This is a genomic window from Lentzea sp. (assembly GCF_036380075.1).
Taxonomy (GTDB): domain Bacteria; phylum Actinomycetota; class Actinomycetes; order Mycobacteriales; family Pseudonocardiaceae; genus Lentzea.
Genome location: NZ_DASVFL010000332.1, coordinates 1 through 15,767, shown reverse-complemented (window position 1 = coordinate 15,767; position 15,767 = coordinate 1). Strand labels below are relative to the sequence as shown.

16 protein-coding genes are annotated in these 15,767 nt (G+C 71.1%); 4 read left to right on the top strand and 12 right to left on the bottom strand.

Annotated features, from left to right (window positions below):
- Positions 1-6: 6 nt before the first annotated feature.
- The gene (locus VF330_RS35180; protein WP_330856050.1) at positions 7-996 is read left to right on the top strand and encodes an amidohydrolase family protein; all 990 of its coding nucleotides are present in this window, start codon (positions 7-9) and stop codon (positions 994-996) included.
- Between the two features lie 22 nt (positions 997-1,018).
- On the top strand, positions 1,019-1,846 hold the full coding sequence (locus tag VF330_RS35175) for a catechol 1,2-dioxygenase (RefSeq protein WP_330856049.1): 828 nt from the start codon (positions 1,019-1,021) through the stop codon (positions 1,844-1,846).
- A 4-nt stretch (positions 1,847-1,850) separates the two neighbouring features.
- On the opposite strand, the gene VF330_RS35170 is transcribed toward VF330_RS35175, so the two are convergent.
- Positions 1,851-3,752: a serine/threonine-protein kinase gene (locus VF330_RS35170; RefSeq protein ID WP_330856048.1), complete on the bottom strand. Its 1,902-nt coding sequence runs from the start codon at positions 3,750-3,752 to the stop codon at positions 1,851-1,853.
- 193 nt (positions 3,753-3,945) lie between these two features.
- A complete protein-coding gene (locus VF330_RS35165) occupies positions 3,946-4,380 on the bottom strand; it encodes a DUF6069 family protein (protein WP_330856047.1) in 435 nt (144 codons plus the stop codon).
- Between the two features lie 114 nt (positions 4,381-4,494).
- Between VF330_RS35165 and VF330_RS35160 the strand changes: the two genes are divergently transcribed.
- A complete protein-coding gene (locus tag VF330_RS35160; RefSeq protein ID WP_330856046.1) occupies positions 4,495-5,058 on the top strand; it encodes a helix-turn-helix domain-containing protein in 564 nt (187 codons plus the stop codon).
- Positions 5,059-5,078: 20 nt separating this feature from the next.
- On the opposite strand, the gene VF330_RS35155 is transcribed toward VF330_RS35160, so the two are convergent.
- From VF330_RS35155 to VF330_RS35125, 7 genes are all read right to left on the bottom strand, one after another.
- Complete coding sequence (locus tag VF330_RS35155) at positions 5,079-5,384, bottom strand: LuxR C-terminal-related transcriptional regulator (protein ID WP_330856045.1); 306 nt, start codon at positions 5,382-5,384, stop codon at positions 5,079-5,081.
- 178 nt (positions 5,385-5,562) lie between these two features.
- The gene (locus tag VF330_RS35150) at positions 5,563-6,786 is read right to left on the bottom strand and encodes an ROK family transcriptional regulator (protein ID WP_330856044.1); all 1,224 of its coding nucleotides are present in this window, start codon (positions 6,784-6,786) and stop codon (positions 5,563-5,565) included.
- Positions 6,787-6,827: 41 nt separating this feature from the next.
- Positions 6,828-7,835 carry a sugar phosphate isomerase/epimerase family protein gene (locus VF330_RS35145; RefSeq protein ID WP_330856043.1) on the bottom strand — a complete coding sequence of 336 codons (1,008 nt, stop codon included), beginning with the start codon at positions 7,833-7,835 and terminating at the stop codon, positions 6,828-6,830.
- A 26-nt stretch (positions 7,836-7,861) separates the two neighbouring features.
- Positions 7,862-8,998, bottom strand: a complete 1,137-nt coding sequence (locus VF330_RS35140; RefSeq protein ID WP_330856091.1) for a Gfo/Idh/MocA family oxidoreductase — start codon at positions 8,996-8,998, stop codon at positions 7,862-7,864.
- Between the two features lie 68 nt (positions 8,999-9,066).
- Positions 9,067-10,095: a substrate-binding domain-containing protein gene (locus VF330_RS35135; protein ID WP_330856042.1), complete on the bottom strand. Its 1,029-nt coding sequence runs from the start codon at positions 10,093-10,095 to the stop codon at positions 9,067-9,069.
- A gap of 44 nt (positions 10,096-10,139) precedes the next feature.
- A complete protein-coding gene (locus VF330_RS35130; protein ID WP_330856041.1) occupies positions 10,140-11,165 on the bottom strand; it encodes an ABC transporter permease in 1,026 nt (341 codons plus the stop codon).
- Entirely contained in the window at positions 11,162-12,670 is a 1,509-nt protein-coding gene (locus VF330_RS35125) for a sugar ABC transporter ATP-binding protein (protein ID WP_330856040.1), read from the bottom strand. Before VF330_RS35125 ends, VF330_RS35130 begins: the two co-directional genes overlap by 4 nt.
- A 352-nt stretch (positions 12,671-13,022) precedes the next feature.
- On the opposite strand from VF330_RS35125, the gene VF330_RS35120 reads away from it, so the two are divergent.
- The gene (locus VF330_RS35120) at positions 13,023-14,081 is read left to right on the top strand and encodes a glycoside hydrolase family 43 protein (RefSeq protein WP_330856039.1); all 1,059 of its coding nucleotides are present in this window, start codon (positions 13,023-13,025) and stop codon (positions 14,079-14,081) included.
- A 6-nt stretch (positions 14,082-14,087) separates the two neighbouring features.
- On the opposite strand, the gene VF330_RS35115 is transcribed toward VF330_RS35120, so the two are convergent.
- From VF330_RS35115 to VF330_RS35105, 3 genes are all read right to left on the bottom strand, one after another.
- Positions 14,088-14,258, bottom strand: a complete 171-nt coding sequence (locus tag VF330_RS35115) for a hypothetical protein (protein ID WP_330856038.1) — start codon at positions 14,256-14,258, stop codon at positions 14,088-14,090.
- A gap of 282 nt (positions 14,259-14,540) precedes the next feature.
- Complete coding sequence (locus VF330_RS35110; protein ID WP_330856037.1) at positions 14,541-14,843, bottom strand: hypothetical protein; 303 nt, start codon at positions 14,841-14,843, stop codon at positions 14,541-14,543.
- A gap of 133 nt (positions 14,844-14,976) precedes the next feature.
- On the bottom strand, positions 14,977-15,213 hold the full coding sequence (locus VF330_RS35105) for a hypothetical protein (protein WP_330856036.1): 237 nt from the start codon (positions 15,211-15,213) through the stop codon (positions 14,977-14,979).
- Between the last annotated feature and the right edge of the window lie 554 nt (positions 15,214-15,767).

Sequence of the window (15,767 nt, the reverse complement as noted above, 5' to 3'; positions counted from 1 at the left end):
CCGGCGATGAGGCTGTACGGGCTGGAGGAGCACTTCCTCACCGCCGACGTGGCGCGGGCGTGGCGGCGGCACGACCCGCGGCTCGCCGAGCCGATGATGGAACGTGCGCTCACCTCGAACGTCACCGCGGACCTGCTGGACCTCGGTGACGGGCGGATCGCCGCCATGGACGACGCCGGGATCGACACCGCGGTGCTGTCGCTGACGACACCGGGCCTGCAGAACCTGCCCGCCGCGGAGGCGGTCGCGTTGCAGACGCTCGTGAACGACACGGTCGCGGACGCGGTCCGGCGCAATCCCGATCGGCTGCAAGGCTTTGCCGCGCTGGCCACGCCCGCACCGGCGGCCGCCGCGGACGAGCTGCGGCGCGCCGTCACCGAGCTGGGGTTCGCCGGGGCGCTCGTGAACGCGCACTCCGGTGGCCGTTTCCTCGACGCGCCGGAGTTCTGGGACGTCTACGAGGCCGCCGCGGACCTGCGCGCGCCCGTCTACCTGCACCCGCGGGCGCCGTTCCCGGCGGTCGTCGAGGCGAGCTACCGCGGGTTCGGCGAGCCGGTGGACGGCATGCTCGCGACCGGCGCGTTCGGGTGGCACCACGACGCGGGTCTGACGGTCCTGCGGATGATCCTGGCCGGCGTGTTCGACCGGTTCCCCGAGCTGCAGGTGGTTCTCGGCCACTGGGGCGAGGTCGTGCTGTTCTACCTCGACCGCGTCGCCGTCCTGGACGAGCTCACCTCGTTGCGACAGCCCGTCGCGGAGTACTTCCGCACCAACGTCTTCGTCACCCCCGGCGGCATCTCCAGCCACCGGTACCTGCGGTGGAGCCTGGAGGTGGTCGGCGCCGAACGGATCATGTACGCCTCCGACCACCCGTTCAACACCGAACGCGGCGGATCCGCACGCGCCTTCCTGGACTCCGCGCCCGTCACCGACTTCGAGCGCGAGCTCATCGCGCACGGCAACTGGGAGAGGCTCGTCGCCGGCATCCGGCGCTGACCTTCCCGCGAAAGGACCGGACTTGAACGAGTCCCCGAGCCGGGTGCAGGTCGTCTTCGGCGACCTCCGCCGGGCGGTCGACGACGTCATCCTCAGGCACGAGGTCACCCTCGACGAGCTGCTCGCGGCGATCGGCTGGGTGCAGGAGACCGCCGACGCCGGCGAACTGACGGCCGCGAGCATCCTGTTCTACAAGACGGTTCTGAAGGCGACCGCGGGTGCTTCCTACGCGCACCCGGAGAAGGACGGCGCGAGCCACTGGGAGATGGAGGGCCCCGCGCACCGGCCGGGCGCGCCCGTCCTGCACTCCCCCGCCGTGCTGCCGATGCGCCCGGACGAACCCGGTGAACCCCTCGTCGTGTCCGGCACCGTCCGCTCCACCAACGGCGACGCGTTGCCCGGCGCGGCACTGGAGATCTGGCAGATCGACGCGAACAACGTCTACTCAGGACTGGACGCGAGCGACTTCCTGCCGTTGCACATCCCCAACGACTCCACCGGAGTCCCGGTCGACAACCTCCGCGGGCGGGTCATCGCCGACGGCGAGGGCCGCTACGAGTTCCGCACGGTCGTGCCCGGCGTCGAGACCTTCGGCCTGGCGACCGGCGGTCCGCTCGCCAGGTTGGTCGACGCGCTGGAGTTCCGCGGTCAGCGGCCGTTGCACATCCATTCGATCGTGATGGCCGACGGGTACCTGCCGCTGACCACGCAGATCTACTTCGACGGCGACCCGGTGGTGGACAGCACCGTCGAGGGCGCCGTCCCGGCCTCCGCGGTGAAGACGACCACCCGGCACGACGACCACCGCGCCCTCACGTACGACTTCGTCCTGCGCCCGGCGACCGGCTGAGGTGTCAGTCCGGCAGCTTCGACAGGACGTTGTGGTTCCACCACAGGTCGAGCTTGTCGAGCACCTCGACGTCCCCCGGCTTCTTCAGCACGCCGATGGTGAGGGTCTTGGAGTCGGACCACCAGACCTGGGCGGTGCCGTCCGCGAGGAAGCACGTCGTGAAGTCGCCGTCGAGCGGGCCCTGGACGGTGCGGTAGTAGGTCGAGTAGTGGATGGCGTCGACCTTGGGGCGGCACCCGCCGCGCTCGTCGTTGCGCGGGATGCCGCGCCCCCTCACCAGCTCCAGGAAGTAGGAGTCCTGCTGGGCCCTGTCGGCGAAGAGCAGGAACTCGCCGGCGTCCGGCGGCGGGGCGAACGGGTCGGTGTCGGCGACCGTGCCGCAGCGGACGGCGGCGATCGCGTTCCGGTCCGGCGTCATGGGCAGGCAGAGGTTCGAGGTCCGGTAGATGGCGGGCAGGGCGGCCGTCAGGGCGTCGTTCTGCGGCGGCCTCGTCGTGGTGGTGGTCGGGGGCGGCGCCGAGCTGCCGCCGGCCGAGCTCGTCGTGGTGCTCGTCGTGGTCGAGCTGGTCGAGTCGGTGGTGGAGGTGCCGGAGCCGAGGATCTTGTCGCCGTTCGTGGCGACCAGGATCGTCGTGACGATGGCGGCCACCACCGCGAGGACGCCGCCGACGAGGGCGGCGCGCTTGCCCGGTGACGTCGTGCCGGACCGCGACGCCGGCGGGTACGGCTGCGGGTGGACCGGCTGCGGGCCGGTCGTGAAGGGCTGGAACGGTGGCGGTGTCGTCGCGTGCTGGGGCGTCGTCGGGCGGGGGAACTGCGGCTGGGGGCCCGAGGTGGCGGGGCGGGGGAAGCCGCCGGGAGGGCTGGCCAGCGGCGGACGGCCCGACGCCGCCTGACCGCCGGGTGGCGTGGCGAGTCCCGGCTGACCGCCCGGCGGTGTCGCGAGCCCCGCCGGGGTGCCGAGTCCCGGCTGGCCGCCGGCCGGGGTGCCGAGAACCTGCTGGCCGCCGGCCGGCGTGCCGGGGCCCTGCTGCGGCGGCGTCGGGAGGCCGGCCGCGATCCCCGGTCCCGGGCCGCCCGGTGGCGTCGCGGCGGTCAGCGCCTGCGCCGCGGCCTGGGCGAGCGCGCCCGCCGTGGCGTAGCGGTCGCCCGGGTCCTTGGCCATGCCCTTCGCGATGACGTGGTCCAGCGCCGCCGGCACCGCCGGGTTCAGCGGCGAGGCCTTGGGCGGTTCCTCACGCATGTGCGCCCAGATCTGGGCGGCGGTGCCCTCCGCGGTGAACGGGCGGCGGCCCGCCACGCACGCGAACAGCACGCAGGCCAGGGCGTAGACGTCGGCGCGGCCGTCCACCGGGCCGCTCTCGAAGCGTTCCGGGGCCATGTAGTCGAGGGTGCCGACCACCGAACCGGACGCGGTCAGGCTCGTCGCGGCCGGGGACGAGCTGCGGGCGATGCCGAAGTCCACCAGGTACACGAAGTCGCCGGAGGTCACGAGGATGTTCGACGGCTTCACGTCGCGGTGCACGAGTCCGTCGGCGTGCGCGGCGTCCAGGGCGCTCGCCACCTGCTCGACGATCCGCACGGCCCGCGCGGGCTCGAAGGTGCCCTGGTCGATGAGGTCCGACAGGTCGGAGCCCTCCACCAGGCGCATGTCGAGGTAGAGCCGGTCCTCGATCTCGCCGTAGGCGTGGATCGGGATGACGTGCGGCTCGCGCAGCCGTGCGACGATCTGCGCCTCGCGGCGGAAGCGGGCGCGGAACTCCTGGTCGTCGTGGTAGCCGGGCGACAGCCTCTTGAGCGCCACGACCCGGTCGTGCGCCGTGTCGTAGGCCCGGTGCACCTCGCCCATCCCACCGCGACCGAGCAGCTGCTCGATCCGGTACGGCCCGAACGTCTCTTCCGTCATCGTCCTCGTGTCCCGCGCGCCTTGTCCGTACGGGTCGACGCGCGCCGACCGCCACGGGTTCCCCCAGGTGCACGGAGCAGCCTACAAACTTGCACACCGACAGGTGTGCGAACGACGGGATCGTTCCTCTTCCGTTCGGACGTCGTGCCGCGCGGCCGGGTGGGCGAGGGGCCGGATCAGCTCCGGGGAGCGGTCACCTCGCGCCGAGCGGCAGCACCCGCGACAGCACGGGCACGGTGGCACCGGCGACGACGGCGTGCATCAGGATCAGCGCGATCGAGTTCACCAGGGTCGCGCCGCCCGCGAGGATGCCCAGGTCGGGGATCCACGAGAGCACGACCACGACCGGGACGAGGACGCGCAGCACCCGCCGCGGGTCGCCGGCGAAGCGGCGCACGAGGTACCAGCCGAGCGTGCCGAGCAGGATGCCGATCACGGTGGCCGGCGCGTACTCGACGAGGGCGAGGCCCTTGCGGTCGGCGTCGGCGGGGATGAGCTTGCCCGCGACCAGGGCGATCAGCGAGTTGACCGCGATCGAGACCACCGCGGCCCCCAGGAGGCCGACGGCGACCTCTCCGACGCCGGGAGCGAGAACTGAGGAGCGTGCGGGAACGCCGGTGTCGGCCATGGGCCCTGTCCTTCGATAGGCTGATTTGCAAGCGGTCACTTGCAATCACGGTAGCCATCCGGTGCACTCTGATGCAAGTGCTCACTTGCATCAGCGGCCGATCGAGGAGGGTGAGTGGCCAGCCGGGTGACCGACCAGGCGGTGTACGACGCGGTCCTGAAGGTGATCGCCGACCAGGGGTACGAGCGGGCGACCACCCGCGCGATCGCCGACGCCGCCGGGATCAACGAGGTGACGCTGTTCCGCAGGTTCACCTCGAAGGAGAACCTGCTGCGGCAGGCGGTGCGCAGCAACTTCGTCGGGTTCGCGCTCGACCTGGACGCGCCGGGCGACGACGTGGCCGCCGACCTCCTGACGATCGTGAGCTACTACGCGCGGCTCTACGAGACGCGCGGCGGCGTGGTGCTGACCCTGATGCGGGAGGCGAAGTTCAGCCCGGACGTGGCGGCGGTGCTCGCCGAACCGGAGGCGCTGCTCGAGAAGGTGGACGAGGTGATCCTGCACCACCAGCGGCGGGGCGCCCTCGTCACCGAGCCGCCGCGACACACGTTCTTCGCCCTGGTGGGGCCGTTGATGATGCGGTCCTTCGCCCGGCGGGTGGACCAGCGGGCCACCCAGGCGCCCGCCGATCCCGAGGCCGTCGTGCGGCGGTTCCTCGACGGGCACCGCCCCGGGTAGCGGGGTCTACGGGCGGGTCGTCAGGCGCACTGCTCGGTGGCGACGACGGCCCTGTCGGCGAGCCAGTCCAGCTCCGCGGCGAGCACGCCGAGCTGGAACCTCGACTGCACTCCCAGCAACGACTGCAGGCGCGCGATGCGCCGGTTCAGCGTGCGCAGGCTGACGTCGAGCTCGCGCGCGATCGCGCGGTCGGTCGCGCCGGTGCGCATGAGCTGGAGCAGGTGCTGCGTGGCCGCCGTGGGCTCGTTGCGCACGGCGACGGTGTGAACGCCTCTGGGGTGCCGCACTTCGACCACGGTCCCCGTTGTTACGCGGGTCACAGACATGTGGTGACCGTAGGCGCGACTATTGGCGACTGTCAATCAAAAGTCCTCACCTCGATGTCATATCGCAATCGACTTCGGGAGTGACATCGCCATTACTCCCCCAGCAAGTGGCCGCTCGGGGCATGCGAAAGGGCCTCCGCGCGGGTGCACGGAGGCCCTTCGGGAGATCAGGACGGGTCTAGGTGGCGTGCGACGACAGCTGCGGCTCGGCCGCGGACACCCCGGCGGCGACCTCGCCCAGCCGCGCGTCCAGCACCTCCGGCGACAGCACGTGCCGCACCACCATGGCCGCCGCGCCCAGCGCGCCGGCCGTCACGCCGGCTCCCGACGCGACGATCCGCAGGTTCTCGGTGGCCAGCGGCAGCGACCGGCGGTAGATCGACTCGCGCACGCCCGCGAGCAGCATCTCCCCCGCGTCCGCCAGCAGGCCGCCGATGACCACGAGCGACGGGTTGAACATGCTCACGCAGCCCGCGAGCACCTCGCCGATGTCCCTGCCCGCCTGCCGCACGACGCGGCCGGCCTCCAGGTTGCCCGCGCGGACCAGGTTCACGACGTCGGCGGTCGAGTGCGCGGGGTGCCCGAGCTCGCGCAGCCTCGCCGCCAGCGCGGGACCGGCGGCGACCGCCTCCAGGCACCCGGTGTTGCCGCAGCGGCAGAGCACGTCGCCGCCGTCGGGCACCCTGATGTGCCCGAGGTCGCCGGCCGCGCCCGCCGCGCCGCGGTGCAGCACGCCGTTGCTGACCAGGCCCGCGCCGATGCCGGTGGCCGCCTTCACCACGATCATGTGCCGCACGTCCGGGTGCGAGGCGGTGTGCTCGCCCAGCGCCATCAGGTTGACCTCGTTGTCGACGAGCACGGGCACGCCGAACTCCGCCGCGATCGCCGCGGGCACGTCGTAACCGTCCCAGCCCGGCATGATCGGCGGGTTGTTCGGGCGGCCGGTGGAGTGCTCGACCGGGCCCGGCAGGCCGATGCCCACGCCGGCGATCTCCGCGCCGTCCACGGTCCTGAGCAGTGCGCGCCAGGTCGCGGCCAGCAGCGGCAGGATCGCCGCCGGTCCGTCCGCGACGTCGAGCTCCACCTGGTCGACGGCGAGCAGCCGGCACCCCAGGTCGGAGACGGCGACCGTGGCGTGCGTGGCCCCCACCTCGGCGGCCAGCACCAGCTGCGCCACGGGGTTGAACCCGAACCGGCCCGCCGGCCGGCCGCCGGTGGACTCCCCCGTGCCGCTGCCGGTGACCAGGCCCGCGGCCACCAGCAGGTCCAGCCGCGCCCGCACGGTGGACCGGGCGAGGCCCGTCGCCGTCACGATCTCCGCTCGGGTGTGCGGGCCGCCGTCCATCAGCATGCGCAGCACTGCGGCCGGCGATCCCGCCTCGACACCCAAGGTGCTCTCCATCGATCAATTGTCACATCGGTTCGGGAGGACGGACGTGCCCGTCAGCCGCCCGAGCTGAACGCGGCGTCGAACGCGGCCGACGGCGCGTCGAAGGCGTTGCGGCGGATGAACTCCAGCGCCTCGGGCGCGCCGACGAGCCGGTCGATGCCCGCGTCCTCCCACTCGACGCTGATCGGACCGTCGTAGCCGATGGTGTTGAGCATCCGGAACGACTGCTCCCACGGCACGTCACCGCGTCCGGTGGAGACGAAGTCCCAGCCGCGCCGGGGGTCGGCCCAGGCGAGGTGCGAGCCCATCCGGCCGTTGCGGCCGTTGCCGACCTGGCGCCGGGCGTCCTTGCAGTCGACGTGGTAGATCCGGTCGCGGAAGTCCCACAGGAACCCGACCGGGTCGAGGTCCTGCCAGACGAAGTGCGACGGGTCCCAGTTGAGGCCGAACGCGGGCCGGTGCCCGATGGCCTCCAACGCGCGCACGGTGGTCCAGTAGTCGTAGGCGATCTCCGACGGGTGGACCTCGTGCGCGAACCGGACGCCGACCTCGTCGAACACGTCCAGGATGGGGTTCCAGCGGTCGGCGAAGTCCTGGTACCCGGCGTCGATCATGGACGCGGGGACCGGCGGGAACATCGCGACGGTCTTCCAGATCGACGAGCCGGTGAACCCGACGACGGTCTTCACGCCGAGCCTGGCGGCGGCCCGCGCGGTCGCCTTCATCTCCTCCGCCGCCCGCTGCCGCACGCCCTCGGGGTCGCCGTCGCCCCAGTTGCGGGCGGACAGGATGCCCTGGTGCCGCTCGTCGATCGGGTCGTCGCACACGGCCTGACCGGTGAGGTGGTTGGAGATCGTCCACACCTTCAGGTCGTGCTTGGCGAGGATCGCGAGCCGGTCGGCGACGTAGTCGTCGTCCTCCGCCGCGCGCCACGGGTCGAGGTGGTCGCCCCAGCAGGCGATCTCCAGGCCGTCGTAGCCCCAGCCGGAGGCGAGCCGGCAGACCTCCTCGAACGGCAGGTCGGCCCACTGCCCGGTGAACAACGTGATCGGACGTGCCATCTCCGGTCTCCTCCTCGAAACCCTGCTCAGACCTGCTGCCACGTGCGGGACGCCGAGCTCGCCTCGACGGCGGCCAGGACGCGCTGCACCTGCAGACCGTCCGCGAACGTCGGCGCCGGGTCGGTGCCCGCGGCGATCGCGCGCACGAAGTCGACGGCCTGGTGCGTGAAGCCGTGCTCGTAGCCCAGACCGTGCCCGGCCGGCCACCAAGCCGCCACGTACGGGTGCTCCGGCTCGGTGACGATGATCCGGCGGAACCCGGCGATGGACGAGTCCTCGGTGCCGTCGAAGAACTGCAGCACGTTCATGTCCTCGAAGTCGAACGCCAGGCTGCCCGCCGACCCGTTGACCTCGATCCGCAGCGCGTTCTTGCGGCCGTTGGCGAACCGGGTGGCCTCGAACGAGCCGAGCGCGCCGCCGGCGAACCGCGCCAGGAACAGCGCGGCGTCGTCGACCGTGACCGGTCCCCTCTCGTCGGAGGCGGTGCCGGACAGTCCGGAGTGGCTGGTCGCGAGCGGACGCTCCGGCACGAACGTCTGGAGCGTCCCGGTGACCTCGGCGACGGTGTCGCCGAGGATGAACTGGGTGGCGTCGACGATGTGCGCGCCGATGTCACCCAGTGCCCCGGACCCCGCCTTGTCCTTGTCCAGCCGCCACGACAGCGGCGCGGCCGGGTCGACGATCCAGTCCTGCAGGTACTGGGCGCGGACGTGGTGGATCCGGCCGAGCCTGCCCTGCGCCACCAGGTCGCGGGCGAGACCGAGGGCGGGCACCCGGCGGTAGGTGAACCCGACCATCGCCCGCACACCGCGCCCGGCCGCCCGTGCGGCGGCCTCCGCCATCGCGACCGCCTCGTCGACGGTGTTGGCCATCGGCTTCTCGCACAGCACGTGCTTGCCCGCCTCGAGAGCGGCGATCGCGATCTCCGCGTGCGTGTCACCCGGCGTGCAGATGTCCACCACGTGCACGTCGTCGCGGTCCAGCACGGACTTCCAGTCGGTCACGGCCTCCGCCCAGCCCAGGCGTTCGGCGGCCGCCCTCGTCCGGTCCGCGTCGCGGCCGGCCAGCACGGACATCACCGGTCGCAGCGGCAGGTCGAAGAAGCGCGGCGCGACCCGCCACGCCTGGGAATGAGCGGCTCCCATGAACGCGTGGCCGACCATCGCGACGCCCAGCGGCGTCGTCCCAGAGGTGGTGCCAGAAGTCGTCACAATGCGGTCCTCTCGGGATCTCAGGACTCGAAGGCGGTCGGCAGGTAGCGGTCGACGTTGTCCTTCGTCACGACCGGCGCGTAGAGCTGGACCTGCCGCGGGACCTCCACCTCGACCAGGTCTCCGAGGCTCTTGTTCTGCACCGCGAGCCGCGCGAGCCGGATGCCGTCGGCGCCCTGGGTGGACGGGTAGATGACGGTGGCCTTGTGCGGGCCGTTGTCCGCCTTGATCTCCCGCATCACGTTGGCCGAACCCGCGCCGCCGACCATGAAGAACTCGCTGCGGCCGGAGTTCTTGACGGCCGCGGCGACACCGACGCCCTGGTCGTCGTCGTGGTTCCAGATGGCGTCGATCTTGGGCGCGGCCTGCAGCAGGTTGGCCGCCGCGCGCTCGCCGCTCTCCACGGTGAACTCGGCCGCGACGCGGTTGCCGACCTTCAGGTTGCAGCCGGCGAGCGCCTGCGCGAAGCCCTTGCTGCGGTCCTGGGTGAGCGGCAGCGAGTCGATGCCCGCGATCTCGGCGACGACGGCGTTCGGCTTGTCCTTGAGCCGCTCGCAGACGTACGTGCCCGCGGAGACGCCCATGCCGTAGTTGTCGCCCAGCACCGTGGACCGGGCGGCGAACGGGCTGTCGAACTGGCGGTCGACGTTGATCACGGTGATGCCGGCCTTCATGGCCTTGAGCGCCACCGGGGTGAGCGCCGCGCCGTCGAACGGCAGCAGCACGATCGCGTCGACCTTGTTGTTGATGAAGGTCTCCACCTGGCTGATCTGGAGGTTGACGTCGTTGGTGCCCTCGACGACGCGCAGCTCGACGTCGGAGTACTTGCCGGCCTCCTTCTTGGCGGCGTCGGTGATCGCGGCCATCCAGCCGTGGTCGGCGGCTGGGGCGGAGAAGCCGATGACGACCTTCTTGCCGGGCTCGTCGTTGGCGACCTTCACACCGCCGCCCTGGTTCCCGCCGCCCTGGCTCTCGGGCGTGTTGCCCGTGCAGGCGGTCAGCACCAGCGCTGAGGCGGCGAAGAGGAGCGCGGTTCTCTTGAGTTGCATGGGTTTCTGTTCTCCTCGGGTGGCGGCGGGCTGGAGTCGCGGCGTCAAGCGCCGCTGCGTCGGGCGAGCCGCTGCTGCAGGAGGACGGCGACCACGATGATCGCTCCCTTCGCGACGGCCTGGGCGGAGATGGAGAGGTTGTTGAGGGTGAAGACGTTCGACAGCGTGGTGAAGATCAGGACGCCGAAGACGGTGCCCGCGATCGTGCCGCGGCCGCCGGTGAGCAGCGTGCCGCCGATGACGACCGCGGCGATGGCGTCGAGCTCGTACAGGCCGCCGTGCGTCGCGCTTCCCGTGGTGGTGCGGGCGATCAGCATCACGGCCGCCAGCCCGCAGCACAGGCCGAGCAGCGTGTAGAGCATCACCGTGTGGCGCCGCACGTCGATGCCGGCCAGCCGCGCCGCCTCCGGGTTGCCGCCGACCGCGAACGTCCTGCGGCCGAAAGTGGTGCGGTTGAGCAGCACCCAGCCGCCGGCGGCGACCACCGCGAAGATCACCACGAGCACCGGTACCCCCAGCACCGAGGCGTCGAAGAACGCGGTGAAGCCCGGGACGTTCACGATCTGCGTCTTGCGGTTGGAGATGATCTCGGCGAGACCGCGGGCGGCGGCGAGGCTCGCCAGGGTCGCGATGAACGCCACGACCCGTCCGTAGGCGATGAGCGCGCCGTTGACCAGGCCGCACGCACCACCCACCAGCAGTGCGGTGAACACGATGACGATCCAGTGCGTGTCGTTGGCGATCCCCTGCGTGGCGAGGGTGGTCGCCCACACCGACGACAGCGCGACGATCGCGCCCACCGACAGGTCGATCCCGCCGCCGGTGATCACGAACGTCATGCCGACGCTCACGACACCGATCACCGCGGCGAGCCGCAGGATGGTGAGCAGGTTGTCGACGTCGGCGAACCGGTCGCCCGCGGTGACCACCCCGCCCAGGCACAGCAGGACGAGGGCGACGACGAGACCGGTGTTGCGCCCGGCGGGAGAAGCGAGCAGGGCCTGCAGGCTCGACTCCTTCTTCACGACGGGAGCGCTCTGCTGCGCGGACAAGGCGGTGTCCTCGCTCATGCGGCGTGTCCTTCCATGACCAGGTCGAGGACCCGGGACTCGTCGATCTCGTCGGCGGGGCCCTCGTGGACGACCCTGCCCTCGCGCACCACCAGGACCCGGTCGGCCAGGCCCAGGACCTCCTCGACGTCGCTCGACACGACGACGACGGCCACACCCCGGTCCGCCAGTGCGCGGATCAGCTCGTAGATCTCGCTGCGCGCACCCACGTCCACGCCGCGGGTCGGTTCGTCCAGCAGCAGCACCCGGCACTCCCGCAGCAGCCACCGCGCGAGCACGACCTTCTGCTGGTTGCCGCCGGACAGGCCGCGCACCACCCGGTCGACCCCGGCGGGCCGGACGTCCAGCGACTCGGTGAGCTCGGCCGCGCGGGCGCGTTCGGCCCGGTCGTCCAGGAACCCGAACTTCGCGAACGACGACATCGAGGAGACGGTGATGTTGCGGAACACGGCCTGGTCGAGCAGCAGCCCCTGGCTCTTGCGCTCCTCCGGGCACAGTCCCATCCCGGCGCGCACGGCCGCTCCGACGCTGCCGCGCCGCAGCTTCCTGCCGTCCACCTCGACGGTCCCGGAGGCCGCTTTGCGCGCGCCGTAGACGGTTTCCAGGATCTCCGACCGCCCCGACCCGACGAGCCCGGCGAAACCGACGACCTCACCGGCGTGGACGGTGAAGTCCACCTCATCGAAGCGCGCGCCGTCGGTCAGGCCGCGCACCTTCAGGACCTCGGGCGCGTCCGGGGCGACCGGGGTGCGGTGCGGGAACACGTTCTCCAGCACCCGGCCGGTCATCAGCGCGATCAGGTCCGAGGTCTTCACCTCGCGGGCCGGCAGGCCGGTCGCGACGGTGCGGCCGTCCTTGAGGACGGTCACGCGGTCGCCGATCTCCCTGATCTCCGCCAGCCGGTGCGAGATGTAGATCACCGCCACCCCCTGGGCGGTGAGCTCCCTGATGATCCCGAACAGGACGCGCACCTCGTCCGGGTCCAGCACGGCCGACGGCTCGTCCATGATCAGCAGCTGCCCGTCGAGCGACAGCGCCCGCGCCATGCTGACGATCTGCTGGTGCGCCACGGACAACCGGCCGACGTCGCGGTCGGGCGAGATGTCGGGGTGCCCCAGCCGGTCGAGCAGCGCCCTGGTCCTGCGGCGCGCCTCCGACCGCCTGCTGAAGCCCGCGGTGGACAGTTCGTGGCCGAGGAACACGTTGTCGGCCACCGACAGGCCCGCCACGAGGTCGAGCTCCTGGTAGATCGCGGCCACCCCGCTGCGCATCGCGGCGGTCGGGTTGCCGAACGACACGACCTCGCCCCGCCAGCGGATCTCGCCCTCGTCGGGCCGGTGCGCGCCGGACAGCACCTTGATCAGCGTCGACTTGCCCGCGCCGTTCTGCCCGAGCAGGCAGTGCACCTCCCCCGCGCGGACGTCGAAGTCCACGCCTCCCAGTGCCGTCACGCCGGGGAAGCGCTTCACCACGCCCTCGACCGACAGCAGGGCCGCGGCCGTCATGCGGCCTCTCCCGTCCAGGGCAGGACGAGCGCGCGACGAAGCGCGGGCGAGCTCACCATTGAGTCCTCCGGGGGCCCGGCAACCGTTGTGCCGGAGGGAAGTTCCGTCTTGCGAGAACTCAAGTCAAATGGACGGCCCCCACGCGGTCAAGATTGGCGGAGTGGCACATATCGGCCAACTTCGGACTTGACCCGCGGCTCCGCGCGGGGGCTCCGCTCACCGGTTCAGACCAATCTCGGGCCTGCTGGATCGAGCAAGTGCGGCGCGCCGCTTACCCCGCCGCCCGGACTCAGGCGATCCTTCGGGGAACGCCCACCCCCTGCCAGGGCGCCGATCACCGAGGGATGTCGCCATGATGTTCTCGCGGTTCTTCCGCTGTGCCGTCGTTCTCGTCCTGCTCACCACCACGACCGTCCTCGGCGCACCGTCCTCGGGCGCCGGCCCCACGGGTCTCAGAGCCGCGGACCCGAGCGTGCTCCGGATCGGCTCGACCTACGTCGGCGTGCAGTCGGTCGACACCGGCATCGTCGTGCGCCAGGCCTCGTCGCCCGACGGCCTGGCCACCGCGACCGCCCAGCGCGTCTGGACCGACACCCGCGGTCTCGGCGAGGTGTGGGCGCCGGAGATCGTCACCGACGGCGGCCGGTTCTACGTCTACTTCAGCGCCGGGCGAGGTGCGGCGCACCGGATGTACGTGATCAGCTCGGCGCAGGCCGGCAGCGGCTACGGCGCCGAGACCAAGCTCGCGCTCCCCGGCGACAAGTGGGCCATCGACGGCACGCTCTTCACCTTCAACGGGCAGCGCTGGTTCGTGTGGTCGGGGTGGGCCGGTGACACCAACGTCGAGCAGAACCTCTACATCGCGCGGATGAGCAGCCCGACCACGCCGACCGGCTCGCGGTACGTCATCTCCCAGCCGCGGGAGAGCTGGGAGCGCGTCGTCGGCAACCCGTACATCAACGAGTCGCCGGAGGCGATCAAGGACCCGAACGGGCAGCTGCACGTCGTCTACTCCGCGAACGGCAGCTGGAGCGACCAGTACTGCCTCGCCGACCTGAGGCTGCGCGCGGGCGGGGACCCGACCTACGTGTGGGACTGGTACAAGTCCAACGGGTGCCTGTTCGGGTCGAACGCCGCCACGATGATGTCCGGCTGGCACCCCACGCTGAACGTCAGCGGCCCGGGCCACAACACGTTCGTGCTGCTCAACGGCGACATCGCGACCAGCCCGCCGGCCGGGCCGAAGTTCCCCTTCCTGTACCACGCCGTGGCCAAGGGCACCCCGTACTCGTGGAGCAACCGGCACTGGTACTCGGGGACGTTCGTGTGGTGGGGCTCCACCACCTACAGCCGGGCCAACTCCCCCGGCGCGCCGTCCGACACCGGGTTCGGCCTCAAGTTCTTCGAGTAGGAGCCGTCATTCGCCGGTCGGCCACTCCGGCGTCTGGTGCCGGCCCGTGTACGGGACGGCGGCCTGCTCCTGCCACGGCTCCAGCGGCGCGGTCACCTTCGGCGTCACGGGCTCTCCCACCGGCGAGCCCATGACGTACTTGGCGTAGAGCTCGTCGAAGATAGGCGTTCTGGTCATGCCCACAATGGTGATCAGCCCAGATCACAGATCCTGCAGTGACACGCCTAAACCCCCGGATCAGGTGACAGGTTCGCCGCCTCGGAAACCCTTGTGGCGCAAGAACAACTCCAGAACGCAGCGAAACGCCCGGCTGGGTGGTCCAGCCGGGCGTCTCCGGGTCGAACGCGGTGGGGCCCCCGCACACCGGCGGGATCGTCAGCTGCTTCGGGCGTACCGGCCCCCGAAGCGATCAACCGGTAGGGACCAGGGCGGCGACGGCCTCACCGATGCGTGCCGCGGTCAGCGGTCCGAGTCGCCCTCGTAGACGTCCTCGACCTCGAGGTCCGGGTTGGTGCACGGACCACCGTCGTTGTTGGAGAGGAGCGGCACCGCGATGACGTTCACGTCGACGTGGCAGACGTTGATGTCGCTGAGCAGCTCGGAGTCTTCCATGTTCACCAGGCCGACCTGGTGGTCGTGGTCGTACTTCGACGCGAGGTCCATCATGTCGTCCATCGCGCCGCCCTGGGTCGCGAACGCGGGCGTGCCCAACATCAGGAAACCGGCGCCGACGGCAGCCGCGGCGAATGCCTTCTTCAGCATGATTTCTTTCTCCTCACGAACCAGTCGTTCGATCTGAACGTGCGACGAGGCGGAAAACGGAGCCGGCACCCCTGCCAGAGCCCCGTTCCCCACCGGGAGAACGGCGCGCCGCCGGAGCGGGCGCCGTTCCGCGTCACTTGTCGTCGGGGTTGGCGCAGAGGCCGCTGTCGTTGTCGGACAGCACCGGCACCGCGATGACGTTGACGTCGATGAAGCAGGCGTTCAGGTCGCTGGCGACCTCGGAGTCGTTGAGGTCGGCGACGCCGACCTGGTCCGTGAGGTCGAGCTCAGGGGCATCGGCCAGAGCGGAGGTACCAATACCGAGGAAAGCGCCCGCGATAGCGACGGCCGCCCCTGCCTTCTTCAGCACAAAAATCTCCTTGTTCGAAATCTGTCGAGAGAACGGATTCACGTCGGCGTTTCACCGCCGTTCGCAAGTCCGAGGGGACCGTATCCAAATGGTCAAGACAAACCAAATCGCGGACCACGCGATGGTGTCGCCGAAACAGCCCGAATCACACTTTCGAGTGATACTTGGTTTGGGATGTTTAAGAATTTCCGCCGCCGTGAGCAGGAGAGATCAGGGAATGCCGCCGCTCGCATCTTTCTTTGGGGTGAAGGAGGGCGCCGGACGGCGCCAGGAGGCCCGTCCCGGGACGGCGTGCTCCGCGGTTGATCAGACCGAGCAAGGTCGGACCCACGCTTGATGAAGTGCGGTGTTGCATCTGAGCTGCACTTATCTCCTCGCCGCCGATGTCAGGAGCGGCGTGCGGGGGCGCCCGGTCCCGAGGAGGCCGGACGGCCGAACCGCAGGTCGGTGACACCGCAAGCATTTCCCGCGCAGGTCAGCGCTTGTCCACCTCGGCAGCAGGCAATACGGTCGACCACTCATCACCGGAATGGTCGAGTTGAGCCGGCAGCTCG